This window comes from Paraburkholderia acidipaludis NBRC 101816 (assembly GCF_000684975.1).
GTDB classification, from domain to species: domain Bacteria; phylum Pseudomonadota; class Gammaproteobacteria; order Burkholderiales; family Burkholderiaceae; genus Paraburkholderia; species Paraburkholderia acidipaludis.
Map to the genome: position 1 here is coordinate 274,455 of NZ_BAXZ01000005.1, position 25,399 is coordinate 299,853.

Sequence of the window (25,399 nt, forward strand, 5' to 3'; positions counted from 1 at the left end):
CGCGCAGCACGCGGGCGCCCCGTAGGCTGTTAGAACAACGCTTCGTCCACTTCCATCAGCGTCTTCGAGCCCGCGCGCGCCTGGCGGATCGAGGTCGCCGTTTCCGGCAGCAGCTTCGCGAAATAGAAGCGCGCGGTGGCCAGCTTCGACTTGTAGAACGGATCGCCCGAAGCTTCCTTGTCGAGCGCGATGCGCGCCATGCGGGCCCAGAAGTACGCGAAGACGAGGTGACCCGCCGTGCGCAGGTACGGCACCGCGGCCGCGCCCACTTCGTCCGGGTTCTGCATGGCCTTCATGCCGATTTCCATCGTGAGCTTCTGCACCTTGTCGCCGATATCGGCGAGCGGGTTCACGAACTCCTGCATCTCCGGCTTGATGCCTTCGGCCTCCACGAAGTCGGTCACGAGCTTGCCGAACTTCTTGAGCTTCGCGCCCATGTCGCCCAGCACCTTGCGGCCCAGCAGGTCGAGCGACTGGATCGTGTTCGTGCCTTCGTAGATCTGGTTGATGCGCGCGTCGCGCACGTACTGCTCCATGCCCCACTCGGAAATGAAGCCGTGGCCGCCGAACACCTGCATGCCGAGGTTGGTGCTCTCGAACGCGTTGTCGGTCAGGAAAGCCTTGATGATCGGCGTGAGCAGCGCGACGAGATCCGCCGCTTCCTTGCGCTCGGCTTCGTCGCCGTGCGAAAGCTCCTTGTCGATCTGCAGCGCCGACCAGTACGTGAACGCGCGGGCGCCTTCGGCCCAGGCCTTCTGCGTAAGCAGCATGCGGCGCACGTCCGGATGCACGATGATCGGATCGGCGGCCTTGTCCGGCGCCTTCGGGCCGGTGAGCGCGCGCATCTGCAGGCGGTCCTTCGCGTAGGCGAGCGAGTTCTGGTACGCGACTTCGGTGAGGCCGAGACCCTGCATGCCGACGCCGAGGCGTGCCGCGTTCATCATCACGAACATGGCGTTCAAGCCCTTGTTCGGTTCGCCGACGAGCCAGCCCTTCGCGCCGTCCAGGTTCATCACGCAGGTGGCGTTGCCGTGAATGCCCATCTTGTGCTCGATCGAGCCGCACTTGATGCCGTTGCGCTCCCCGGGTTCGCCCGCGGCGGTCGGAATGAGCTTCGGCACGACGAAGAGCGAGATGCCCTTGGTGCCCGGGGGCGCATCCGGCAGGCGCGCGAGCACGAGGTGGACGATGTTCTCCGACATGTCGTGCTCACCGCTCGAAATGAAGATCTTCGTGCCGGTGATCGAATACGAGCCGTCGGCGTTCGGCTCCGCCTTGGTGCGCAGGATGCCGAGGTCGGTGCCGCAATGCGGCTCGGTCAGACACATCGTACCCGTCCAGGTGCCTTCCACGAGCTTCGGCAGATAGGTCTGCTGCAGCTCGGGCGTGCCGTGCGCGTGCAGACACTCGTAGGCGCCGTGCGAGAGACCGGGATACATGGTCCACGCCTGGTTCGCCGAGTTGAGCATTTCGTAGAGCGCGTTGTTCACGAACGCGGGCAGGCCCTGGCCGCCGTATTCGGGATCGCAGCCGAGCGCCGGCCAGCCGGCCTCGACATACTGCTTGTACGCTTCCTTGAACCCCGCCGGCGTGGTGACGACGCCGTCGCCGGCATACGTGCAGCCTTCGCGGTCGCCGACCTGGTTCAGCGGAAACAGCACCTCGGAGCAGAACTTGCCGGCCTCCTCGAGCACCTGGTTGATCGTGTCGGCGTCGAGGTCGGCGTGCTTCGGCATCTGCTTCACTTCGCCTTCCACGTTCAGCAACTCGTGCAGCACGAACTGCATGTCGCGCAGCGGCGCGGTGTACTGTCCCATCTCTACTCTCCCAAGATTGAGCGTTGCCAGTTTGTTGCCGCCGCGACGCAACCGCCGCCGTCAGCCGCTACTGGCTTTGGCTCTGATACGAAACAATCAGTTTTTCGAGCGCGGCCCACGCATGATCGACGGCGTCCGGCAGATGCAGGAAGCGGCCATCATGATGCAGACCGAGCGTGACGCTATAGAGTTCGAACAACATCAGCTGCGGATCGGTATCGCGGCGCAGATGGCCTTCCTCGATCGCCTGCGAAATCGCCCGCAACAGCGCGGCGCGCCACATCGTGACGCTCTCCACCAGACGCTCGCGCACCTGGCTGTCGGCACGATCGTCGTACTCGACCGCGCCGCTGATGTAGATGCAGCCGGTCGTGACTTCGTGAATGCGCTTTTCGAACCACCGCGACAGCATCGCACGCAGACGGGGCAACCCACGCGGTTCGCGCAAGCTCGGAAAGAAGACTTCTTCCTCGAATCGGCGGTGATACTCGCGCACCACCTCAGCCTGCAGATCCTCGCGCGACCCGAAATGCGCAAAGACCCCGCTCTTGCTCATCTGCATGCGCTCCGCCAGCAGGCCGATGGTCAGACCTTCCAGTCCGTCCCGGCCCGCCAGGTCGAGTGCTGCATCCAGAATCGCGGCTCGTGTCTGTTCGCCTTTTCGCATAGCTTTTTTACCGTAACGATATGGCCCGTTCGGGCCTGAAGTAAAAATCGAACGGCCGTACTATTGTTGGCGACAGCCGTCCGTGAGACAAGGAATTTATTAGAAACCGATTTCTAACCGGTTCTCTAATTCTGGAGCATCGGAAGGTGCGCACAAGCGGTCTTTCCCTCCGGATTTTTCCCCGATTGCTCCCCGGTTAATTCGTATGGCAGATGCAGGCAGGCGCACGGGCCGTGATCCTAGTCGTAGCCGCCCACGGTGAGCAGCTTCATCACCGCGCGATAGCCCGCGTAAGCCAGCCAGTTCATGGCCCGCTCGATCACCGGGCGCGCCTCGTAGCGCGCGCGGTCGATCTGCGTGGCGTCGCCGAATGCCTCGAGGATCGCGTCGCGCAGTTGCTGGATCTGCGGATGCAGCACCATCAGCACGTTCGCCTCGTTGTTGAGCACGAGGCTCAGCGCGTCGAGATTCGAAGAGCCCACGGTGCCCCAGCGCGAATCGACGACGGCCACCTTGCCGTGCAGCATGGTCTTTTCGTATTCGGCGATCTGCACGCCCGCCGTGAGCAGCGCGTGATACAGGAACGGCACGCCGTAGTCGAGGACCTTGAACTCCTTTCGTCCGATCAATAGCCGCACCGAAACGCCACGCCCCGCCGCCTCGACCAGTGCGCGGCGCAGCCGCCGTCCCGGCATGAAGTACGGGTTGGCGAGCAGCACCTCCTCGCGGGCTTCGCCGATGGCGTCGAGATAGGCCTTCTCGATCGCCCGCCGGTTGACGACGTTGTCGCGCGCGACGAACGCCACGCACGGCACGCGCGCGCTGCGCGGGTCGCGCACACTGGCGCGCAAACGCGCACGCAAGCGCTCGATGACGCCCGCCGCACGGCCCGGTGGCACGACGGGGGCGAGCTCGCGCAGCATCTCGTCGAGCGCCTCGGCGGGACGGCCCGCACCATGACCGGTGGGATGCGGCGCCATGAAGCCCGCGCTCGCGGGTACGCCAGGAAAGCGCGGCACGGCCGATGGCTGCGGCAGCGGCGGCCGGTGGCCGAGCCGGATGCGGCGCCACTGCAGCTCGATGGCCTCGCGCACGTCCACCACCACCGGACCGCTCAACCCGACGCCGAAGTCCCAGCGCGGAAACGGCAGTTCGTGACCGTCCTGCCAGAGATCGTCGACGACATTGATGCCGCCGCAATAAGCGTACCGGTCGTCGATCACGGCCAGCTTGCGGTGGGTGCGCGAGAAGCCGAACTGGCCGAAGATGCGCGGGTTGTAGACGCGATGCTCGACGCGGGCCGCGGGCCACGCGTCGAAGAGCGCGATATGCGGGCTGCCGATGCCGTCGGTGATCACGCGCACGCGCACGCCGCGCGCGGCGGCACGCACGAGCGCGTCGGACAAGGCGCGGCCGATGCTGTCGTCGCAGAAGATGTAGGTCTCGAGCGCGACGTCGCGCGTGGCGGCGTCGATGCCCTCGATCATGGCGCCGAACAGCGCCGCGCCCGAAGCAAAGAGCCGCACCTCGTTGCCGCTCGTGAAGCGATAGCGCGAGCGGTAGCGCTGCCCCAGCAGCAGGTCGCGCAAACGGACGGCGCGGCGTGGGTCGATATCGCTCACGCGCGCGCTCCGCGAAGACGGTCGGGCAATTGCAGGATCGCTTCGCGGTTGGACGACGAGAAGCACCGCGCGGCCGCTTCCTGGTACGGCAGCCACAGATACGCGAGATGCTCGCGCGGCGAGAGCCTAATGGGCGTGCCGAGCGGCACTTCGAGGCTGAACCAGTGTTCGGTGTTGCGCGTGACGCCAGGCGCATAGCGGTGGCGCCAGACGGGATAGATCTCGTATTCGATCTCGTGGCGCCAGTCGAGCAACGCCTCTGCGCTCACCCCGCCCGATCCCACGACGATGCCGGTTTCCTCGGCCACTTCGCGCGCGGCCGTCTCGGCCAAGGGCTCGTCGTGACGATCCTTCGAACCCGTCACCGACTGCCAGAACCCGGGGCGGTCGGCACGCTCGATGATGAGCACGTCAAGCTGCGGCGTATGGATGACGACGAGTACGGATTCCGGGATCTTCGGCGGCTTCTGCATGGTGACGGAGCGTGGGTGGACCGCTGTAGGAAATGTAACGCAAAAAGCAAAAAAGGCGCACGATGCGCCTTTTCTGCATTGCGTCGAGTCGCGCTTACTGCGCGGCCTTCTGCTCGGGCTGACGCAGACGGATATGCAGTTCGCGCAGCTGGCGCTCGTCGACGGGACTCGGCGCCTGCGTGAGCAGGCACTGGGCGCGTTGCGTCTTCGGGAACGCGATCACGTCGCGGATCGAGTCGGCACCGGCCATCATCGTGACGATGCGGTCCAGACCGAACGCGATGCCACCGTGCGGCGGCGCGCCGTACTGGAGAGCATCCAGCAGGAAGCCGAACTTCGCGCGCGCTTCTTCCGCATTGATCTTGAGCGCGCGGAACACCTTGCTCTGCACGTCTTCCTGATAGATACGCACCGAGCCGCCGCCGATTTCCCAGCCGTTCAGCACCATGTCGTAAGCCTTCGCGAGGCAGCGGCCCGGATCCGTTTCGAGGTATTCCAGGTGCTCGTCCTTCGGGCTCGTGAACGGGTGGTGCGCGGCCACGTAGCGGTTCTCTTCCTCGTCGTACTCGAACATCGGAAAGTCGATCACCCACAGCGGCTTCCAGCCCTTCTCGACCAGACCGTTGGCCTTGCCGAATTCCGAATGGCCGATCTTCAGGCGCAGCGCGCCCAGGCTGTCGTTCACAACCTTCGCGCGGTCGGCGGCGAAGAAAATGATGTCGCCGTCTTGCGCGCCGGTGCGCTCCATGATGGCGGCAATCGCCGCATCGTGCAGGTTCTTGACGATCGGGCTTTGCAGACCGTCACGGCCCTTCGCGGCTTCGTTGACCTTGATCCAGGCCAAGCCCTTCGCGCCGTAGATGCGCACGAATTCCGTGTAGCCGTCGATGTCGCCGCGCGAAAGCTCGCCGCCCTTCGGCACGCGCAGCGCCGCGACACGGCCGTCCTTCGTGTTGGCCGGTGCGCTGAACACCTTGAAATCGACGTCCTTCATGGCGTCGGTCAGCTCGGTGAATTCGAGCTTCACGCGCAGGTCCGGCTTGTCCGAACCGAAACGGCTCATGGCCTCGGAGTACTGCATCACCGGGAACTTCGCGTCGAGCTCGACGCCGATCGTTTCCTTGAAGACGTGGCGCGCCATATCTTCGAACAGGTCGCGGATTTCCTGCTCACCGAGGAACGACGTTTCGCAGTCGATCTGTGTGAATTCGGGCTGACGGTCGGCGCGCAGGTCTTCGTCGCGGAAGCACTTGACTATCTGGTAGTAGCGGTCGAAGTTCGCGACCATCAGGAGCTGCTTGAAGAGCTGCGGCGACTGCGGCAGCGCGAAGAACTGGCCCGCGTTCACGCGCGACGGCACGAGGTAGTCGCGCGCGCCTTCCGGCGTGCTCTTCGTGAGCATCGGCGTTTCGATGTCGATGAAGCCGAGCGCGTCGAGATACTTGCGCACGGCCATCGTCACACGGTAGCGCAGGCGCAGGTTGTGCTGCATCTGCGGACGGCGCAGGTCGAGCACGCGGTGCGTGAGGCGCGTGGTTTCCGAGAGGTTGTCGTCGTCGAGCTGGAACGGCGGCGTGACCGACGCGTTGAGCACCGCGAGCTCATGGCACAGCACCTCGATCTTGCCGCTCGTGAGGTTCGCGTTGACCGTGCCTTCCGGACGGTTGCGCACCACCCCTTTGATCTGCACGCAGAACTCGTTGCGCACGCCTTCGGCAACCTTGAACATCTCGGCGCGATCCGGGTCGCAGACCACCTGAACGAGACCCTCGCGATCGCGCAGGTCGATGAAGATGACACCGCCGTGATCGCGGCGGCGATGCACCCATCCGCACAGCGAAACAGTTTGGCCCAGCAGCTGTTCGGTCACCAGACCGCAGTATTCAGATCTCATCGACATGATGTTCGTCTTTCGTTATGCATGAATTGAACGGGCGGGACGCACACGGCATACGGGCTGCCGGCGCGGCGCCCGGTATTACATCGGAGGATCGATGGGACGGCGCGCGGGCGCAGCCGGGGCGACGACGCCCATCGAGACAATATACTTGAGCGCGGCGTCGACGGTCATGTCGAGCTCGATCGCCTCGCGTTTCGGCACCATCAGGAAGAAGCCCGACGTAGGATTCGGCGTGGTCGGCACATAGACGCTCACGTGGTCTTCCTGCAGATGGTTCGCCACGTCGCCGCCCGGGATGCCGGTGAGGAAGGCAATCGTCCACGACCCCTTGCGCGGGTATTCGATCAGGAGCGCCTTGCGGAATGCGTTGCCGTTGCTCGAAAGCAGTGTATCGGAAACCTGCTGGACGCTGCTGTACAGCGGTCCCACGAGCGGAATGCGCCGCACCAGCGCGTTCCACCACGAAACGAGCTTCTGGCCGATGAAATTCTGGGTGAAGAGCCCGACCACGAAGATGAACGCCAGCGTGAGCACGGCGCCAAGGCCGGGCAGGTGCTGCCGCGGCTGCCACGCTTCGGGCAGGAGCAGCAGGGTCTGATCCATCGTGCCGATGATGAGGCTCAACACCCACAACGTGATGCCGAGCGGCACCAGCACCAGCAAACCGGTCAGGAATATCGTCTTGAGCGTCGCTTTCTTCGTCGTCATGTGCACCGCCGTTGGGGCCGCAGCGTAGCGCGGCATCTCGTGCGGCCCGGTTCGCGAAAACCGGGCCGCGGGTTCTCAGGTGGTTCCCGCCGTGCTTGCCGTGGAGCTTGCGCCCGCCGGGGCGCTCGAAGCTGCCGGCGCCGCCGCGCTCTCTGCCGCCGGCTTGCTGCTTTCCGACGACGAGGACGCGCCCTCGGTCGCCGCCTTCTCGCCGGACGCCGCGCCGCTCGCGCCATTGCCACTGCCGTTATTGCCGCCGCGGAAATCGGTGACGTACCAGCCCGAGCCCTTCAACTGGAAGCCGGCCGCGGTGACCTGCTTGCGGAACGCGTCCGCGCCGCAGTTCGGGCACTGAGACAGGGGCGCATCGCTGATCTTCTGCAGCACGTCTTTCTGAAAGCCGCACGACTCGCAGCGATAAGCGTAGATCGGCATGATCTCTATCCTGATGAAATTCTGGTAATTGCCTGCAAAGCCTTGAATTATAGCCGCAAATGCTCCCCCGCCCCGGCAATGGCCGGGCGAGCGGCGGTTGCGGCCAATGTCATGTTAGTTTGGGGCGGAGGCCGGCGACATCAAGGGAAGGTCAGAGAGCCCGAGCAGGCAGATCGTTGCGCCGCCATGCCATCCAGCGCTCGCGGCCCTGGAACACCGGCAGCGAAGCCGTGGCCGGCTGATCGTCGAGCAGCGTGAAGTACGGCGCGAGGAGCGCGTCGAGTTCCGCGCGCACCATCGGGAACGGCGGGCCCTTCTGCGGCTCACCGATAAAAAAGTAGCCCGCCAGCAGCGCGCCCGGCTGGAGAAGCGCCGCCATGCGCTGTGCGTAGTGCTCGCGCTGCGCGGGCGGCAGCGCGCACAGGAACGCGCGCTCGAACACCCACCGCGGCGCAAACGGCGGTTCGTACGAGTAGAAGTCGGCCTCCTCCACCACGGCTGCGTGCTTGCCGAGCGCCGCACGCGCGCTCGCAACCGCCGCGCTCGCGAAGTCGATGGCTCGCACCTCGCGCCCGCGCTCGGCGAGCCAGCCGGCCTCCCAGGCGTTGCCGCAGCCAGGTATCAGCACGGCGGCGTCAGGATGGGCATTCGCGAACGCCTCGAACTGCGGCTGGACGCCCGCCTGGTCCCAGGGCGTGAATCCGCGCTCGAAGCGCTCGTCCCAGAACGACGGTTGCGCCGGATCGCGCGTGGCGAACTCCGGGGCGGCGGGCGCCGGAGGAGGGGTCGATTCGTTCATGCTGTCTCTCCTTGACTGTACGACGCCAGGTGCGCTGCTTCAGCCGCCCATGGCAAATACAATCCACGCGCGCGCCGCTACCATGCCGACCCCCACCGCGATGCCGAACACCAGCAATCCCTGCAGGAGCCGGTTCGTGCGCCGCTGTTCAAGTAGTAGCGCACGGATCGTCTCGTCGCCGGCCGCGTGCCCCGGGTCCTGCCGATGCATCAGCACCTGATGCACGAGACGCGGCAGCTGCGGCAGCGTTTTGCTCCACTGCGGCGCCTCTATTTTGAAGCGTTCGTACCAGCCACGCAGGCCGATCTGCTCGGCCATCCAGCGTTCGAGATACGGCTTGGCCGTTTTCCAGAGATCGAGTTCCGGATCGAGCGAGCGCCCGAGGCCCTCGACATTGAGCATGGTCTTTTGCAGCAGCACGAGCTGCGGCTGGATTTCGACGTTGAAGCGCCGCGAAGTCTGGAAGAGGCGCAGCAGCACCTGGCCGAGCGAAATGTCCTTGAGCGAGCGGTCGAAATACGGCTCGCAGACAGCGCGAATCGCGCTCTCCAGCTCCTCGACGCGCGTGTTGGGCGGCACCCAGCCCGACTCGATATGCAGCGTGGCGACGCGGTGATAGTCGCGCTTGAAGAAGGCCAGAAAGTTCTGCGCGAGGTAGTTCTTGTCGAAATCAGAAAGCGCGCCGACGATGCCGAAATCGAGCGCGATATAGCGCCCGAAGTGCGCCGGATCGAGGCTCACCTGGATGTTGCCGGGGTGCATGTCGGCGTGAAAGAAGCCGTCGCGAAACACCTGCGTGAAGAAGATCTCGACGCCCTCGCGCGCCAGCTTCGGAATGTCCACGCCAGCCGCGCGCAGCTTGTCCACCTGGCTGATCGGCACGCCGATCATGCGCTCCATCACGAGCACGTTGCTCGTGCTGAACTCCCAGAACATCTCCGGCACGAGCAGCAGTTCGAGGCCTGCGAAGTTGCGGCGCAGCTGGCTGCCGTTGGCGGCCTCGCGCATGAGGTCGAGTTCGTCGTGCAGGTACTTGTCGAATTCGGCCACGACCTCGCGCGGCTTCAGGCGCTTGCCGTCGGCCCACAGCCGCTCGGCCCACACGGCGATGTCGCGCAGCAGTGCGAGGTCGGAATCGATCACGGGCCGCATGTTCGGCCGCAGCACCTTCACGGCGACCGCCTTGCCCGCATGCTGCCCGGACTTCAGCTTCGCGAAGTGCACCTGCGCAATCGAGGCGCTCGCCACCGGCACGCGCTCGAAGTCGTCGAAGATCGTGTCCACCGGCGCGCCGAGCGACTTCTCGATAATGCCGATCGCCACGTTGGAATCGAACGGCGGCACCTGATCCTGCAGGCGCGCGAGCTCGCTGGCGATGTCGGGCGGCAGCAGGTCGCGGCGGGTGGACAGCACCTGGCCGAACTTCACGAAAATGGGACCGAGGCTCTCCAGCGCGAGACGCAGGCGCACGCCGGGCGGCTGCTCGAACTTGCGGCCGATCGTGGTAACGCGAAGCAGCAACCGCACACGGCGGTCATTGATCCGGCTCAACATCATTTCGTCGAGGCCGAAGCGGATAACCGTGAAGAAAATCTTCAGAAAACGCAGGAAACGCATGTTCTAGAGGCCTGTTGACGGGCGCGGGCCACGCGGCGACGCGACACCGCCGGCAGCCGTTTTTTGTTCGAGGCGCTCGATGCGCTTTTCCACGCGCGCAAGAGCGTCGCGCGCGTGGGAGAGTTCGGCGGAAAGGCCATCCAGCTCGGCACGCCGCACGAGCTGCGGGTTTTCATCCAGCAGGTATTCCGTGACCGAGCCGAGCACGTTGCGGCCGGTGCGCAACGCCTGCTCGCCTGCGGCGCGCGCGAACGAGGCGACGCGCGCGGCGCTCGCGTCGCCAATCAGCTTCGCGAGATCTTCCTCGGGCTCCCAGCGCAGATGCTCCGCGAGCTTGCCGATGACCTGCGCGAATTCCGCGTCGCCCTCGATCTTGACGTGCTTCATCACCGCGGCCTGACCGCCCTGCACGAACGACGACAGCGCGCCCGCGGGCAACGAGAGCGAGACGTCCGCATGCTGCGCCTCGAGTTCATCCACGGCGGCGAGATAGCCGTCGGGCTGTACGAGCAGCGTGAGGACGACAGGCGGACACGAGAGTCGCGCCGTCTTTCCCGCGTAGGGAGCGAGGCGTTCGCGGGCCCACGTTTCGCGGGCGAGCAGGTGATTGACGGCAGAAGCGAAGGGCTTGGCGGCGAGAGTCATCGGCGTGGGGGACAAGAAAACCCGCGCGGGCAAAAGCCCGCGCGGGTTCCTATTGTAGCGTTCGCGAACTGCAATCGCGCCCCAGTGCGGCCTGGCCGCATGGCCAGCATGGCCGGGCAGGCGCCTACGATCCTGCGCGCGACGAGCCCAATGCGAGAACCGGACGCCGTAGCGACCTTAGTGGGCCCCCAGTTGAGTTCCCACCTGCTGGATCCCTGCGAGCAACCAGCCTTCGCCGGTCGAACGCGACTTCGAAAGATTCCAGATCTCCCCGAACGGCTCGGCCGCTGCACCTTGCGTCTCGCGGATCAGGCCGTAAAAGCGCACGCTCGCGAGATACTCGTTGCCCTGCTCCGCCACGTCGAGCAGATCGGCGTTGAGCTGCACGACGTCGGTCTGGTTGGGCTGCGACCCGCGGTCCGCGAGATCGACACGGACCTCGGCGAACATCTCTGGCGTCGTGAACTCGCGGATGTCGTCCATGTTGCCCGCGTCCCAGGCGGCCTGCAGGCGAACGAAGTGCACCTTCGCGTTGCGCAGGAATGCTTCGGTATCGAAACCCGCCGGGACCGACGGTGCCGCGGCAATCTGCGGCGTGGTGAGCGGATTGGCTTCCGGCGCGAGGTACTGGCCCGTGGGCGGCGCGGTATAGCGCGGCTCCTGCGGATAGCCGTGCGCCTGGGTCAGACCGCCCGACGGCGGCAAGCCGGCACCGCCCGCCTGATACGCCGCCTGCGCGACACGGCGGCGGCTCATGAGCTTGCGGATCAGCCAGATGGCAACGAACGCGATCAGCGCGATCACGATCGCATTGGCCATCGCGCCCGCGAATGCTTCGCCAAGGCCGAAGTGCGAAAGCAGCGCCGCGATGCCAAGGCCGGCCGCGAGGCCTGCGATCGGGCCGAGCCAGCGGTTGCGCGCCGGCGCTGCGGCGGCAGGTGCCGGGGTGGGCGTGGCGGGTTGGGCACGCTGCGCCTGACCGGGCTGCGTGGACTGCGTGGGCGTCGGCGAGTTGGGCTGCGCAGGCGGCGGCGTGGTGCTGCGCTGCGAGGCCACCGACGACTGCTTGCCGATGCTGCGGCTACCGCCCATGCGGCGGGCTTCGGCGTCGAAAGAGGCGAAGCTGCCGACCATCATCGCGCCGGCTACGGCCAGAACTCCGATCTTTCTGGCCCACTGCATTGAAAGCTTTTTGGAAGAATTGACACGGGGCTCAGACATGAAGGAATTTCCTTTAAAGACAGAGATTTGGGAACGCTAATACTTTGTCCCGACGTGCAAGGCTACCACGCCAGCTGACAAATTGTAATATTTGACGGCATCAAGGCCGACTTGTTCCATCATCGTCTTCAAAGTTTCCTGGTCGGGGTGCATGCGGATCGATTCGGCAAGATAGCGATAGCTCTCGGCGTCCTGCGCGAAGCGCGCGCCGAGCCACGGCAGCACCTTGAACGAATAGACGTCGTAGGCCTTCTTGAGCGGCTCCCAGACCTTGGAGAACTCCAGCACGAGCAGGCGTCCACCCGGCTTGAGCACGCGGCGCATCTCGGCAAGCGCGGCGTCCTTGTGGGTCATGTTGCGCAGGCCGAAGGCCACGGTCACCACGTCGAAATAGTTGTCCGGAAACGGAATTTTCTCGGCGTCGCAGAGCAGCGCGGGCGTGAGCACCCCATGGTCGATCAGGCGGTCGCGGCCCACGCGCAGCATCGACTCGTTGATGTCGGTATGCCAGACCTCGCCCTTCGGACCGGCCTTCTTCGCGAACGCCATCGAAAGGTCACCGGTGCCGCCCGCGATGTCGAGCACCTTCGCGCCCGGCCGCACGTTGGCCTGTGCAATCGTGAAGGCCTTCCAGGCACGGTGCAGCCCGCCCGACATCAGATCGTTCATCAGGTCGTAGTTCGAGGCGACCGAGTGGAACACGCCGGCCACCTTCTTCGCCTTTTCCTGTTCGTCGACTGTCTGATAGCCGAAGTGGGTTTTGCTCATCGCGCTCGTCCTTTCGCGGGGGTCTTGTCTTGAGAATAGTCGTCGCCGCCGGAACGCGCCGGCAGCGGGGCAGGATCGTAACAGGAAGCGTCAGTGGCAGTGGCCGTGCGCCGCCGCGGGCGGCGCCATGGGCGCGTCGCGCTCGACGCCCGCCGCCTTCAGCCTGGCGAAGTAGTCCGCCCAGAGTTCGTCCTGGCGCGTTGCCAGCTCGTAGAGCTGGTCCCAGGAATAGATGCCCGAGTTGTGGCCGTCCGAGAAGGTCGGCTGCAGCGCATAGTGGCCGACGCCTTCGAGCGCCGTGATCGTCACCTCGCGCTTGCCGGTTTGCAGCGTCTCCTGCCCCGGCCCGTGGCCGCGCACCTCCGCGGAAGGCGAATACACGCGCATCAGCTCGAACGGAATGCGATAGCTCTCGCCGCTCGCGTACTGCAGCTCCAGCACGCGCGAGACGGCATGCACCACGACGCCGGTCGGCACCGGCGTATCCGATTTCAGTCCACTCATGATCGTCCTCGGGCTCGTACCCGTTTCTGCGCGGCGCGCGACATGCGCAAAGTGCGCGTCAGGCCAGCGCCTCGTCCATCTCATGGCGCACCGCGTCGCGCAGCAGCGTGGCCTGCGCGCGGCGCTGACCCAGCATCGCCTCGGAAACCGTGCGCTGGCGCGGCGCCCAGACCGGCAGCGGGAAGTGCGCGTCGTTCGTATAGCGCGGGATGACGTGCCAGTGCACATGCGGAACCTGGTTGCCGAGGCTCGCCAGGTTCACCTTCGACGGCTGCATGACGCGACGCAGCGCGCGTTCGACCGCGTAGACGGCGCGCATCAGATGTTCCCGGTCGGGCGCGGCGAGATCGGAGAACTCGGCAACGTGGCCGTTCCAGATCACCCGGCAGAAGCCCGGGTAATCGGTCTCCGACGTCGCCAGCACGACGCGCATCCGCTCGTCCTGCCACAGCACGTCGCCGCCATCCTCACTGCAGAATACGCATCCCATCATCGCCCCCGAAGCCGCCGTCACGAAATCATACGGAATTATTACGCGCCGCCATTAAACCAGCACGCGCTCGATTCCGCCATTGTTCGCCTTCTGGACATAGTCTGCCATCCAGTTTTCGCCCAGAACGTGCCGGGCGATTTCGACCACGATGTAGTCGGCTTCGATGCCGGCGTCCTCGTTGTAGCGCGAAAGCCCCTGGAGGCACGACGGGCAGCTCGTCAGGATCTTGACGTCCTGGGCCGTGCCCTGCCCGCCCGCTTCCTGCGGCGTCACCGGCTGCACGCCGTTGGCGTTGCCCACGAGCGGAATGCCGCGCAATTTCGCCGCACCCTTGCGGATCTCCTCTTCCTTGCGGAAGCGCACCTGGGTGGAGATATCGGGACGCGTGACGGCCAGCGTGCCCGACTCGCCGCAGCAGCGATCGTTTTTCTCGATCTTGTATCCATCTTTCTCGGAGCCCATCAGTTCGTTGACGAGCTTGACCGGATCGATCGTCTTGATCGGCGTGTGGCACGGGTCGTGGTACATGTAGCGCGTGCCCGTCACGCCGTCGAGCTTGATGCCCTTCTCGAGCAGGAACTCGTGAATGTCGATGATGCGGCAGCCCGGGAAAATCTTGTCGAATTCATAACCGGAAAGCTGGTCGTAGCACGTCCCGCACGACACCACCACGGTCTTGATGTCGAGGTAGTTGAGCGTGTTGGCGACGCGGTGGAACAGCACCCGGTTGTCCGTGACGATCTTCTCGGCCTTGTCGAACTGGCCCGAGCCGCGCTGCGGATAACCGCAGCAGAGGTAGCCCGGCGGCAGCACGGTCTGCACGCCCGCTTCCCAGAGCATCGCCTGGGTGGCGAGACCCACCTGCGAGAACAGACGCTCGGAGCCGCAGCCCGGGAAGTAGAACACCGCTTCCGAATCGACGCTCGTCGCCTTCGGATTGCGGATGATCGGCACGATCTTGTTGTCCTCGATGTCGAGCAGCGCGCGCGCCGTCTTCTTCGGCAGGTTGCCCGGCATCTTCTTGTTGACGAAGTGGATCACCTGCTCCACGACGGGCGGCCGGCCCGTGGTGGCTGGCGGATGCGCCGTCTGCTTCTTGATGACCTTCTTGAGGATATCGTTGCCGAGGCGCTGCGCCTTGTAGCCCACGCCCATCATCGCCTCGCGCGCGAGGTTGATGGTCTGCGGGTTGGTGGCGTTGAGGAAGAACATGCCCGCCGCGTTGCCCGCGTTGAACTTCTTCTTGCCCATCTTGCGCAGCAGGTTGCGCATGTTCATCGTCACGTCGCCGAAGTCGATCTTGACCGGGCATGGCGTCACGCACTTGTGGCAGACCGTGCAGTGGTCGGCCACGTCGTTGAACTCGTCCCAGTGCTTGATCGACACGCCGCGGCGCGTCTGCTCTTCGTACAGAAAAGCCTCGACCAGCAGCGAGGTCGCGAGGATCTTGTTGCGCGGGCTGTACAGCAGGTTCGCGCGCGGCACGTGCGTCGCGCACACGGGCTTGCACTTGCCGCAGCGCAGGCAGTCCTTCACCGATTCGGCAATCGCGCCGATATCGGACTGCTGCATGATCAGCGACTCGTAGCCCATCAGGCCGAACGACGGCGTGTAGGCGTTGCGCAGGTCGGCGCCGTCGAGCAGCTTGCCCGCGTTGAAGCGGCCGTTCGGATCGATACGCTGCTTGTAGGCGCGGAACTCGGCGATCTCGTCGTCCGTGAGGAATTCGAGCTTCGTGATGCCGATGCCGTGTTCGCCCGAGATCACGCCGTCCAGCGAACGCGCGAGCTTCATGATGCGCGCGACCGCCGCGTGAGCGTCCTGCAGCATCTCGTAGTTATCCGAGTTGACCGGGATGTTCGTGTGCACGTTGCCGTCGCCCGCGTGCATGTGGAGCGCCACGAACACGCGGCCACGCAGCACCTTCTTGTGGATCGCCTGGGCCTCGTCGAGGATCGGCTTGAAAGCGCCGCCGTTGAAGATCTGGCGCAGTTCCGCGCGAATCTCCTGCTTCCACGAGATGCGCACCGTGCGGTCCTGCGTGACGTGGAACACGTTGGCCTCGGGCTGCGCGTCGACGCGGTCGGCGAACTTCTCCGCCAGCGCCTCGTAGCCGAGCCGCACGAGATAGTGCTGTGCCTCGCGCAACGACAGGTCGAGCTTTTCTCCGACGAAGGTCCAGCGCTCGCGCACGCGCTTGAGCAGATCGAGCGCCTGCTGCACGCGGTCTTCGAGCAGTTCCGCAGACGGAATCTCGCTCGCGTCGTCGCTCCGGCCAAGCGGCAGATTGCCGGCCTTGAAGAATGCTTCGAGCGCATCGAGCAACTGCAGCTTGTTCTTGATCGACAGCTCGATGTTAATGCGCTCGATGCCGTCCGTGTACTCGCCCATGCGGTTGAGCGGAATCACGACGTCTTCGTTGATCTTGAACGCGTTGGTGTGCTTCGCGATGGCGGCCGTGCGGCTGCGGTCGAGCCAGAAGCGCTTGCGGGCCTCGGCGCTCACGGCCACGAAGCCTTCGCCGCTCTTGCCGTTGGCCATGCGGATGACTTCGGACGTAGCGGTGGCCACGGCATCGGCGTCGTCGCCGACAATGTCGCCGATCAGCACCATCTTCGGGAACGCATTGCGCTTGCTCTTGGTCGCATAGCCCACGGCGCGCAGATAACGTTCGTCGAGGTGTTCAAGGCCGGCGAGAATCGCGCCGCCCTGCTTCGAGGTTTCGAAGAGATAGTCCTTGATTTCGACGATGCTCGGAATCGCCTCGCGCGCCTGGCCGAAGAACTCCAGGCAGACGGTGCGCGTATGCGCGGGCATCTTGTGCAGCACCCAGCGCGCCGACGTGATGAGGCCGTCGCAGCCTTCCTTCTGCACGCCGGGCAGGCCGGCCAGGAACTTGTCCGTGACGTCCTTGCCGAGGCCTTCCTTGCGGAAACGCTTGCCCTCGATGTCGAGCCATTCCGTGCGCAGCAGCTTCTCGCCCGGCGCGTGCTCGCCGTCGAACCACTTCAGTTCGAAGCGCGCGACCGGGATGTCATGAATCTTGCCCATGTTGTGGTCGAGGCGCGTGACTTCGAGCCAGTTGCCCTCGGGATCGACCATGCGCCACCAGGCGAGGTTGTCGAGCGCCGTGCCCCACAGCACCGCCTTCTTGCCGCCCGCGTTCATCGCGACGTTGCCGCCGATGCACGAAGCGTCGAGCGAGGTGGGGTCGACCGCGAACACGAAACCTGCCGCTTCGGCCGCCTCGGTCACGCGGCGCGTGACGACGCCGGCGCCCGAGTAGATCGTCGGCACCTTGCGGTCGACGCCCGGCAGTTCGGTCATCTCGACCGGACCGAGCTGTTCGAGCTTTTCGGTGTTGATAACGGCCGAGAACGGCGTGAGCGGCACGGCGCCGCCCGTGTAGCCCGTACCGCCCCCGCGCGGAATCACCGTGAGGCCCAGTTCGAAACACGCCTTCACGAGACCGGCGATTTCCTCTTCTGAGTCGGGCGTCAGGACGACGAACGGATATTCGACGCGCCAGTCCGTGGCGTCGGTCACGTGCGAGACGCGCGCGAGGCCGTCGAAGCGGATGTTGTCTTTCTGCGTGCAGCGGCCAAGCGTCTTCGTCGCGCGGCGGCGCAGCTCAGCCATCTTCTCGAACTCGCTCGCGAACGAATCGATCGCGCGGCGCGCGGCGGCCACCAGCGTCTCGACACGCGCGGAACGGTCCATGCCGGCTTCGTCGCCGTGCTGGCTCAGGTCGGCGCGGCGGCGCTTCTCGATTTCGGCGAGACGGTGGTTCAGCGCCTCGATCAGGAGCGCGCGACGCTTCGGATTGTCGAGCAGGTCGTCCTGCAGATAAGGATTGCGGCGCACGACCCAGATATCGCCGAGCACTTCGTAGAGCATGCGTGCCGAGCGGCCCGTGCGGCGTTCGGCACGCAGTTCGGCGAGTGCGGCCCAGGCTTCCTCGCCAAGCAGGCGAATGACGATTTCGCGATCCGAAAAGGACGTGTAGTTGTACGGAATCTCGCGCAGGCGCGGTTCGATGTCGGCGGCCACGGCGGTGGCGGCGCCGTGAGGATCGAAAACTTGAGGTGCGTTCATGGTTGGACGACTCTTTGGGTCAGCACCGCACGGCGGCTGGCGAGCCGCCCGGGTCGATGCCGACGGGGCGCATGGGGCGCTATTCTGAAATCGTGTCCGCCTGTGGCTGGTTGCGGACTTTGGGGTGGGGAAGCCTGGCGGCGGCGGCACTCACACCGACGGAACCCCTGCGCTCAGACTCCGCGACACGATCGTGCGTGACGGATGTGCCGCTGCGCCGCGGGGCGGGTCTCGCGCCGTGCGGGCATCAAATGGGCTGTCCGAGGTTGCCAGTGCATCTTCCGATCCTGGTTATCAAAACCGGATTTTAACGCATGATCCGCCCGTGCGCTGACGCTGCCCGGTAAGCCCGGAGACGGGTAAGGCCAATGATGAACCGCGACCGCCGCACGGAATAATTCGCCGTCCGGAAGGTCGGGAAATGAGCCAGGAGCGCCTGCCAGCGGCTCCATCGTTGGCGCTATCATTGACGTTTTCCCGTCATATTCCGTTGACTCTCGCGCTCAGGCGCCCGCCCGCATGGCCTCCCACGACGACTACCTGAAAAAGATCCTCACCGCGCGCGTCTACGACGTGGCCCGCGAGACCGAGCTCGAACGCGCGCCGAACCTCTCGGCGCGCCTGTCCAACACGGTCTGGCTCAAGCGCGAGGACAACCAGCCCGTGTTCTCCTTCAAGCTGCGCGGCGCCTACAACAAGATGGCGCAGCTCACGCCCGCGCAACTGGAGCGCGGCGTGATCACCGCCTCGGCCGGCAACCACGCCCAGGGTGTGGCGCTCTCGGCCGCGAGACTCGGCGTGAAGGCCGTGATCTGCGTGCCGGTCACCACGCCCCAGGTGAAGGTGGACGCGGTGCGCGCCCACGGCGGGCCGACCGTCGAGGTGGTGCAGGCGGGCGAATCGTACAGCGACGCCTACGCCCAGGCCCTGCGCCTGCAGGCAGAGCGCGGCCTGACCTTCGTGCACCCGTTCGACGACCCGGACGTGATCGCCGGCCAGGGCACGGTGGCGATGGAGATCCTGAGCCAGCATCAGGCCCCGATTCACGCGATCTTCGTGCCGATCGGCGGCGGCGGGCTCGCGGCGGGCGTGGCGGCGTACGTGAAGGCGGTGCGCCCGGAGATCCGCGTGATCGGCGTGCAGACCGACGACTCGTGCGCGATGGCGCAGTCGATCGCGGCAGGCCAGCGCGTGGAGCTGACCGAGGTGGGGCTGTTCTCGGACGGCACGGCGGTCAAGCTCGTGGGCGAGGAGACGTTCCGTCTCTGCCGTGAGTATCTGGACGAAGTGATCACGGTGGACACCGACGCGCTGTGCGCGGCGATCAAGGACGTGTTCCAGGACACCCGCAGCGTGCTGGAGCCGGCGGGGGCGCTGGCTGTGGCGGCGACCAAGCAGTACGTGGAGCGCGAGGGCATCCGCGGGCAGACGCTGGTGGCGGTGACGTCCGGTGCGAACATGAACTTCGACCGCATGCGTTTCGTGGCCGAGCGCGCGGAGGTGGGGGAAGCGCGCGAGGCGGTGTTCGCGGTGACGATCCCCGAGGAGCGCGGCAGTTTCAGGCGCTTCTGCGAGCTGGTGGGCACGCGCAGCGTGACGGAGTTCAACTACCGGATCGACGACGCGGAGCGCGCGCACATCTTCGTGGGGGTGCAGATCCGCAACCGGGGCGAGTCGGAGCAGATTGCGCAGGCGTTCGTCTCGCACGGGTTCCCGACGGTGGACCTGACGGGCGACGAGCTCTCGAAGCAGCACATCCGCTACATGGTGGGCGGGCGCTCGCCGCTGGCGCACGACGAGCGTCTGTTCCGCTTCGAGTTTCCGGAGCGCCCGGGCGCGCTGATGCGCTTTCTCTCGTCGATGGCGCCGGACTGGAACATCAGCCTGTTCCACTACCGCAACCAGGGGGCGGACTACAGCTCGATCCTGGTGGGCATCCAGGTGCCGGCGGCGGACGACGCGGAGTTCCGGCGCTTTCTCGCCACGCTCGGCTACCCGCACTGGGAAGAGACGCAGAATCCGGCGTACCGGCTGTTTCTCGCTTAAGAGTCAACATCAAGGACCGATACAAGTGAGCGTTTCGCTCTCCGACAAACTCGTAGTCGCGATCTCGTCGCGCGCGCTCTTCGATTTCGAAGAGGAAAACCGCGTCTTCGAAACCGGCAATCTCGCCAGCTACGAAGCCCTCCAGCGTGAGCGCCTCACCGTGCCCGCGCAGCCGGGCGTCGCGTATGCGCTGATCCGCAAGCTGCTCGCGCTGAACAACGGCTCGCATCACGTCGAGGTGGTGATCCTCTCGCGCAGCGATCCGATCAGCGGCCTGCGCACGTTCAGCTCGTGCCGCGAGCATGGGCTCGACGAGATCCAGCGCGGCGTGTTCACGCGCGGCCGCGCGCCATGGGCCTACCTGAAACCGCTCAACGCGTCGCTCTTTCTTTCCGCCAATCAGGACGACGTGCGCGGCGCGCTCGCCGCCGGCTTCCCGGCCGCACGTGTTTTTCCTGAATCGGCGACAATAGCGGGACGCAATGCGAACGAGATTCGCATCGCGTTCGACGGCGATGCCGTGCTGTTTTCAGACGAAGCCGAGCAGATCTTCCAGCATGAGGGTCTCACCGCCTTCGTGAGCCACGAGCGCGACAACCGCGACCTGCCGCTCGCACAAGGCCCGCTCAAGCCGCTGCTCGAAGCGCTGAACCGCCTGCAGAAGCTCGCGGACGCCAACGCGCAGATGCGCATCCGCACGGCGCTCGTCACCGCCCGTTCGGCGCCGGCGCACGAACGCGCGATCCGCACGCTCATGGCCTGGAATATCGAAATCGACGAAGCGATGTTCCTCGGCGGACTCGACAAAGGCCCGTTCCTGCGCGAATTCGAACCGGACTTTTTCTTCGACGACCAGATCCGCCACTGCGAATCGGCCCGCTCGGTCACGGCGACCGGGCATGTCGCGAGCGGCGTGGCGAATGTCGTACCGCCGGCCACCGTGCCGGAAGCAACCGTAACCAGCAGCGCATCATGACTCCCGAACACTCTCCGCTCGGCAAGCCCGCCACCTACACCGAACAGTACGACGCCTCGCTGCTGTTCCCGATTCCGCGCGCCGGCGCGCGCGAAGCGATCGGCATTGGCGCGCAACTGCCCTTCTTCGGCACCGATATCTGGAACGCCTACGAGCTTTCGTGGCTCAACGCGCGCGGCAAGCCGCAGATTGCCATCGCAACGTTCTTGATCCCCGCCGATTCGCCGAACATCGTCGAATCGAAGTCGTTCAAGCTCTATCTGGGCTCGTTCGCGCAGACCCGGGTCGATTCGGCCGACGCGGTGCGCGAGATGATCAAGCGCGATGTCACGGCCGCCTGCGGCGCGTCGGTGTCGGTGCGGCTCGAGCAGCCGGGCGCGTTCGGCAAGATCCCGTTCGAGGAGTTCGACGGCCTCTCGCTCGACCGCCTCGATCTGGATGCGGAGATCTATCATCCCGACGCGTCGCTTCTCACCGCCGCGTTCGACGAAGCGCCGGTCGAGGAAACGCTGGTCTCGAACCTGCTGAAGTCGAACTGCCCGGTGACGGGCCAGCCCGACTGGGGCAGCGTGCAGATTCACTACGTGGGGCCGCAGATCGACCAGGCGGGCCTGTTGCGCTACATCATCTCGTACCGCAACCACACGGGCTTTCACGAGCAATGCGCGGAGCGCATGTTCGTCGACATCCTGAACGCGTGCAAGCCGGACCGTCTTGCGATCTACGCGCGCTACACGCGCCGCGGCGGGCTCGACATCAACCCGTTCCGCACCAACTACAACGTGGCGATGCCCGACAACGCGCGGCTGGCGCGGCAGTAAAGGCGAAGGAAAGGCAGGAGGGAGGCGCCGTTCAGCCGTTCAATGCGGCAGTTCGGCGGCGCCCATGCGCCGCGCGATCACGGCGGCACGCTGCGCGAGATACGGCGAGTTGCGATGCTCGTCGAAGTACTTCGGGCGCGGCAGCATCACTGCAAGGCGCGCCGCCTGCCAGGCCGTGAGCTTCGACGCCGAGGTACGGTAGTAGTAATGCGCCGCGGCCTCGGCACCGTAGACGCCGTTGCCCCACTCCACCGAATTCAGATAGATCTCGAAGATGCGCTCCTTGTCGAGCAGCGTCTCCAGCATCCACGTGATGATGAGCTCCTGGCCCTTGCGGATATAGCTCTTCTCGCGGGAAAGGAACAGGTTGCGGGCGAGTTGCTGCGAGATCGTGGAACCGCCGCGCACGATGTGGCCGCGCTGCTTGTTCTTCTCCCACGCCTGCAGGATGGCGTCGGTTTCGTAGCCGTTGTTATTGACGAAGTTCGCGTCCTCGGACGCGATGATCGCGCGTTTGAGATTGCGCGAGATCTGGTCGTACGGCACCCACTGATGCTGGATCGGGTACTCGGCGCCGAGCCGACCTTCGTCGGTGCGCATGAACGCCGTCGATTGCGGATCGACGACATTCCAGAGCGCGATCTGCACGAAGTAGTAAGCCTGCAGCGCGATCCACGCAATCGCGAAAACCGCGCCCACATAGGCCAGCCAGCGCAAAGCACCCGGCCGCGTTGCGACCTGGCGACCAGGCATCGTGCTCCCTCGCGCGCGGCGCGCCACCATGGGTGTCAGGCCTGCGCCGCGAGCTGCGCGCGCAGCGCAGCCAGCACCGGCGCGCTGTCGGGACGCACGCCACGCCACACATAGAACGATTCCGCGGCCTGCTCCACCAGCATGCCAAGGCCATCCGCCGCGCGTGCGCCGAGCGCCTGGGCGTGACGCATGAACACCGTGGGCTGTGCGCCGTACATCATGTCGTAGGCGAGCGTGCCCGTGCCGAATGCGCGCTCGTCGCACTCGGGCAGCGAGGCGTCGAGGCTGCCCGCCGTCGCGTTGACGATCACGTCGTAGGGCTTCGGGCCGACCGCCTGCGGGCCGCCGCCATGAATGAGGCAACCCGCCGCCGCCGACGCCGACGCGAATTGTTCGACCAGTTCGTGCGCCTTCGCGGCCGTGCGGTTCACGATGGCGATCTCGCGCGGACCGCGCTCGAGCGTCGGCAGCACGACGCCGCGCGCCGCCCCGCCCGCGCCGAGCAGCAGCACGCGCGCGCCCTTCAGCGCGACGCCGAGATTCGACTCGATATCGCGCACGAGGCCGAAGCCGTCGGTGTTGTCGCCGAAGATACCGTCGGCGTCGAAGCGCAGCGTGTTCACCGCACCCGCCGCCGCCGCACGCGGCGAGAGCCGCTCTGCAAGCGCGTACGCTTCGAGCTTGAACGGCACCGTCACGTTGAGGCCCCGACCGCCTGCCGCGCTGAACGCGCTCACCTCGGCAACGAAGCCGTCGAGCGGCGCGAGCAGCCGCCCATATTCGACACGCTCGCCGGTCTGCTGCGCGAACTGAGCGTGGATGAACGGTGACTTGCTGTGCGCGATCGGGTTGCCGACCACCGCATAACGATCGACCGGCGCGGAAACCGTGCTCATTCGCCGGTCTCCGCCGCGTGTTGCACGCCCGGCGATTGCTGGGGCGCTTCACCGTCCGGATCGCCGCTCGCTTCGGACGCGCCCTCCGCGGCAGGCGCATCCGCTTCGGCCAGCGCCTCGGCTTCGCTTTCCGCCGACGGGTCGGCGGACTCGATCACCTCTTCGTCCTCGCTCTCTTCCGCTTCCGCGCCGCTCGTCACGACCGGCGCATCGAGCACGCGCAGCATGCGCACCGAAGCCTCGATGGTCAGCTCGTCGATCGACATCACTTCGAGCAGTACGCGCGTGCCGCGCGCATGCACGCCGAGCGCGGGCACGTGCATGATGAGCGGCACTTCCTCGAAGCGCACGAGATCGTCCTTGATAACGGTTGCGGCGAACTCGCGGCGGTTTTCCTGCTGGAGCCAGCGCAGGCACCAGAAGTACTCCATGCGGCGCTGATGATCGGCGTAGGCGGTGTAGGTCTCGTCGAAGCCCTGCACGACGGCGAACAGGTCGGCGTCCTTGGGCTTGAACGGCGCGGCGAGCTTCGCCGTCACGCCATGCTCCACGCACGCGAGCAGTTGCCACTGGTTCACGAGGTCCACATAGCGGCGCAGCGGCGAGGTGCTCCACGCATACTGCGAGACGCCCAAACCTTCGTGCGGCGCGGCCGTGGTCTGCATGCGCGTGCGCTTCGGGCCGCCCGGCGCGCCGAACGCGCGCTGCGAGCGGTAGATGCCCGGCACGCCGTGGTCGTGCAGGAACGCGCCCCACGTCGAATTCGCCAGAATCGCCAGCTCCGCGACGATCGTGTCGAGCGGTGAGCCGCGGCGGCGCGGCGTGATCGTGACGTGCTCGCCGTCCACGTAGAAGTTGAAGTCGGTGTTGCGCTGGACTTCGCGGCGCAGGCCGTAGCCCGCGCGCGCCTGCTGGCGCTTTTCGAACAGCGCCTGCGCAAACGGCCACAGCACGGCGATGTCGTCCTTGTGCGGATACTCGCCCGTGCCGGCGGCGAGCGTTTCTTCCGTGACGAGCTCGTCGAGCGTGTTATGGCGCAGGTTGTTCTTCACGAACACGCGCTCCGCGCGCGTTTCGCTCGCGACGATCTCCTGCGTCTCGCGGTTCACGATGCTGTAGAGCGAGAGCGCCGGACGCAGTCCGCCTTCCTTGAGCGTGAACGCATCGACGAAATCGTCGGGCATCATCGTGATCTTGTCGCCGGGCATGTAGACCGTCGAAAGACGCGTGCGCGCGATCGTGTCCGCCATGTCGCCGCGCTGGATGCCGAGCGCCGGCGCGGCGATGTGGATGCCGATGCGCACGCGACCGTCGGCAAGAGGCTCGATCGAGAACGCGTCGTCGATTTCGGTGGTCGTAACGTCGTCGATCGAGAACGCCTCGACGTGCGCCTCGGGCAAATCCTCGGGCAGCGCCCCCACCTGCACGGGCGGAAAACCGGTGCCATGCGGAAAGAACTCGGCGAGAAAGCGTGCCTCATGCAGCGCGCGCGGCGACGCGATGCCGCCGCATTCGAGCATCAGACGCGGCATCGAAATGCCGCGCGCCGCCGCCGCGGCTTCGAGCGCCTTGTACTCGATCGTGTTCTTGTCGGGCTTCGTGAGGAGACCCAACGCCTTGCCCTGGAACGCCTCGGGCAGCTTGCCCGCCTTCAGCTCTTCCTCGTAGCCGGCCTGCACGAGCGCCTGTTGGCGCTTGCGCTCGAGCGAGGCGAGCGCCATCTTCAGTTGCTCTTCGGGAGCGCGCTGGTACTGGCCGCGCCCTTTGCGGCGGAAATAGACGGGCGAGCCATGCAGACACAGCACGAGCGCCGCGCGTTCGACGGGACCCGAGGCCTCGCCGAAGTACTCGGCGGCAAGCGCCGTAAACGCGAATTCGTCGGCAGGTGCGCATTCCCACAGGAAGCCGAGGTCGATCTCCTGCGCGGCCGCGTCCGCCTGCTCCATCAGTTCGGCGGCGGTGGGCTTCTCGAACTCGATCAGCACGTCCTTCGCGCGCACCTTCGCGCGGCGCCCGCCCGGCAACTCGACCTGAAACGCGTCACCCTGCCGCGCCAGCACGCTGCCGGCCTTGAAACTGCCCGATTCCTCAAAGAAAACGTTCACTCAATACTCTCGTTCAGACTTGCTTCGACCGCCAAAGC

The 25,399-nt window shown here is 65.9% G+C and carries 20 protein-coding genes and 1 pseudogene; 3 read left to right on the forward strand and 18 right to left on the reverse strand.

The genetic code is table 11. The features are described from left to right. Positions 1–29 precede the first annotated feature (29 nt). From BAC01S_RS08260 to BAC01S_RS08330, 15 genes and pseudogenes are all read right to left on the reverse strand, one after another. A complete protein-coding gene (locus BAC01S_RS08260; RefSeq protein ID WP_027794336.1) occupies positions 30–1,817 on the reverse strand; it encodes an acyl-CoA dehydrogenase C-terminal domain-containing protein in 1,788 nt (595 codons plus the stop codon). Positions 1,818–1,884: 67 nt separating this feature from the next. Beyond that, the gene (locus BAC01S_RS08265; protein ID WP_027794337.1) at positions 1,885–2,484 is read right to left on the reverse strand and encodes a TetR/AcrR family transcriptional regulator; all 600 of its coding nucleotides are present in this window, start codon (positions 2,482–2,484) and stop codon (positions 1,885–1,887) included. Positions 2,485–2,723: 239 nt separating this feature from the next. Continuing rightward, a pseudogene (locus tag BAC01S_RS08270) lies at positions 2,724–4,040 on the reverse strand (phospholipase D-like domain-containing protein); the annotation flags it as partial. A 62-nt stretch (positions 4,041–4,102) separates the two neighbouring features. After that, positions 4,103–4,579 carry a dihydroneopterin triphosphate diphosphatase gene (gene nudB, locus BAC01S_RS08275; RefSeq protein ID WP_027794339.1) on the reverse strand — a complete coding sequence of 159 codons (477 nt, stop codon included), beginning with the start codon at positions 4,577–4,579 and terminating at the stop codon, positions 4,103–4,105. Positions 4,580–4,673: 94 nt separating this feature from the next. Continuing rightward, on the reverse strand, positions 4,674–6,479 hold the full coding sequence (gene aspS, locus BAC01S_RS08280; RefSeq protein ID WP_027794340.1) for an aspartate--tRNA ligase: 1,806 nt from the start codon (positions 6,477–6,479) through the stop codon (positions 4,674–4,676). Between the two features lie 78 nt (positions 6,480–6,557). Beyond that, positions 6,558–7,187, reverse strand: coding sequence for a DUF502 domain-containing protein (locus BAC01S_RS08285; RefSeq protein ID WP_027794341.1), 630 nt, complete (start codon positions 7,185–7,187; stop codon positions 6,558–6,560). Positions 7,188–7,262: 75 nt separating this feature from the next. Further along, entirely contained in the window at positions 7,263–7,622 is a 360-nt protein-coding gene (locus BAC01S_RS08290; protein ID WP_027794342.1) for an FmdB family zinc ribbon protein, read from the reverse strand. A 151-nt stretch (positions 7,623–7,773) separates the two neighbouring features. Beyond that, positions 7,774–8,421: a methyltransferase domain-containing protein gene (locus BAC01S_RS08295; protein ID WP_027794343.1), complete on the reverse strand. Its 648-nt coding sequence runs from the start codon at positions 8,419–8,421 to the stop codon at positions 7,774–7,776. A gap of 39 nt (positions 8,422–8,460) precedes the next feature. Beyond that, positions 8,461–10,038, reverse strand: a complete 1,578-nt coding sequence (gene ubiB / locus BAC01S_RS08300) for a ubiquinone biosynthesis regulatory protein kinase UbiB (RefSeq protein WP_027794344.1) — start codon at positions 10,036–10,038, stop codon at positions 8,461–8,463. A 3-nt stretch (positions 10,039–10,041) separates the two neighbouring features. Beyond that, positions 10,042–10,683 carry a ubiquinone biosynthesis accessory factor UbiJ gene (locus BAC01S_RS08305; protein ID WP_027794345.1) on the reverse strand — a complete coding sequence of 214 codons (642 nt, stop codon included), beginning with the start codon at positions 10,681–10,683 and terminating at the stop codon, positions 10,042–10,044. A gap of 177 nt (positions 10,684–10,860) precedes the next feature. Continuing rightward, on the reverse strand, positions 10,861–11,904 hold the full coding sequence (locus tag BAC01S_RS08310) for a Tim44 domain-containing protein (protein ID WP_027794346.1): 1,044 nt from the start codon (positions 11,902–11,904) through the stop codon (positions 10,861–10,863). A 36-nt stretch (positions 11,905–11,940) separates the two neighbouring features. Beyond that, positions 11,941–12,672 (reverse strand): bifunctional demethylmenaquinone methyltransferase/2-methoxy-6-polyprenyl-1,4-benzoquinol methylase UbiE, encoded by a 732-nt coding sequence (gene ubiE, locus BAC01S_RS08315; RefSeq protein ID WP_027794347.1) that lies wholly within the window; start codon positions 12,670–12,672, stop codon positions 11,941–11,943. Positions 12,673–12,762: 90 nt separating this feature from the next. Further along, positions 12,763–13,176, reverse strand: coding sequence for a gamma-butyrobetaine hydroxylase-like domain-containing protein (locus BAC01S_RS08320; RefSeq protein WP_027794348.1), 414 nt, complete (start codon positions 13,174–13,176; stop codon positions 12,763–12,765). Positions 13,177–13,234: 58 nt separating this feature from the next. Next, complete coding sequence (locus BAC01S_RS08325; protein ID WP_027794349.1) at positions 13,235–13,666, reverse strand: HIT family protein; 432 nt, start codon at positions 13,664–13,666, stop codon at positions 13,235–13,237. A gap of 54 nt (positions 13,667–13,720) precedes the next feature. Beyond that, positions 13,721–17,764, reverse strand: coding sequence for a DUF3683 domain-containing protein (locus BAC01S_RS08330; RefSeq protein WP_027794350.1), 4,044 nt, complete (start codon positions 17,762–17,764; stop codon positions 13,721–13,723). Between the two features lie 462 nt (positions 17,765–18,226). Between BAC01S_RS08330 and ilvA the strand changes: the two genes are divergently transcribed. The 3 genes from ilvA to queF are packed head-to-tail and all read left to right on the forward strand — an operon-like array spanning position 18,227 to position 21,607. After that, a complete protein-coding gene (gene ilvA, locus BAC01S_RS08335; RefSeq protein ID WP_281175883.1) occupies positions 18,227–19,810 on the forward strand; it encodes a threonine ammonia-lyase, biosynthetic in 1,584 nt (527 codons plus the stop codon). A 25-nt stretch (positions 19,811–19,835) separates the two neighbouring features. Then, entirely contained in the window at positions 19,836–20,786 is a 951-nt protein-coding gene (locus tag BAC01S_RS30660; RefSeq protein ID WP_043201599.1) for a 5'-nucleotidase, read from the forward strand. Continuing rightward, positions 20,783–21,607, forward strand: a complete 825-nt coding sequence (gene queF / locus BAC01S_RS08345) for an NADPH-dependent 7-cyano-7-deazaguanine reductase QueF (RefSeq protein ID WP_027794352.1) — start codon at positions 20,783–20,785, stop codon at positions 21,605–21,607. The genes BAC01S_RS30660 and queF overlap by 4 nt, the downstream gene beginning before the upstream one ends. Positions 21,608–21,646: 39 nt before the next feature. Here queF and mtgA read toward each other — a convergent pair whose 3' ends face one another. The 3 genes from mtgA to BAC01S_RS08360 are packed head-to-tail and all read right to left on the reverse strand — an operon-like array spanning position 21,647 to position 25,361. Continuing rightward, entirely contained in the window at positions 21,647–22,360 is a 714-nt protein-coding gene (gene mtgA, locus BAC01S_RS08350; protein WP_027794353.1) for a monofunctional biosynthetic peptidoglycan transglycosylase, read from the reverse strand. A gap of 35 nt (positions 22,361–22,395) precedes the next feature. Beyond that, positions 22,396–23,256 carry a shikimate dehydrogenase gene (gene aroE / locus BAC01S_RS08355; RefSeq protein ID WP_027794354.1) on the reverse strand — a complete coding sequence of 287 codons (861 nt, stop codon included), beginning with the start codon at positions 23,254–23,256 and terminating at the stop codon, positions 22,396–22,398. Beyond that, a complete protein-coding gene (locus tag BAC01S_RS08360) occupies positions 23,253–25,361 on the reverse strand; it encodes a ribonuclease catalytic domain-containing protein (protein WP_027794355.1) in 2,109 nt (702 codons plus the stop codon). The genes aroE and BAC01S_RS08360 overlap by 4 nt, the downstream gene beginning before the upstream one ends. Positions 25,362–25,399 lie beyond the last annotated feature (38 nt).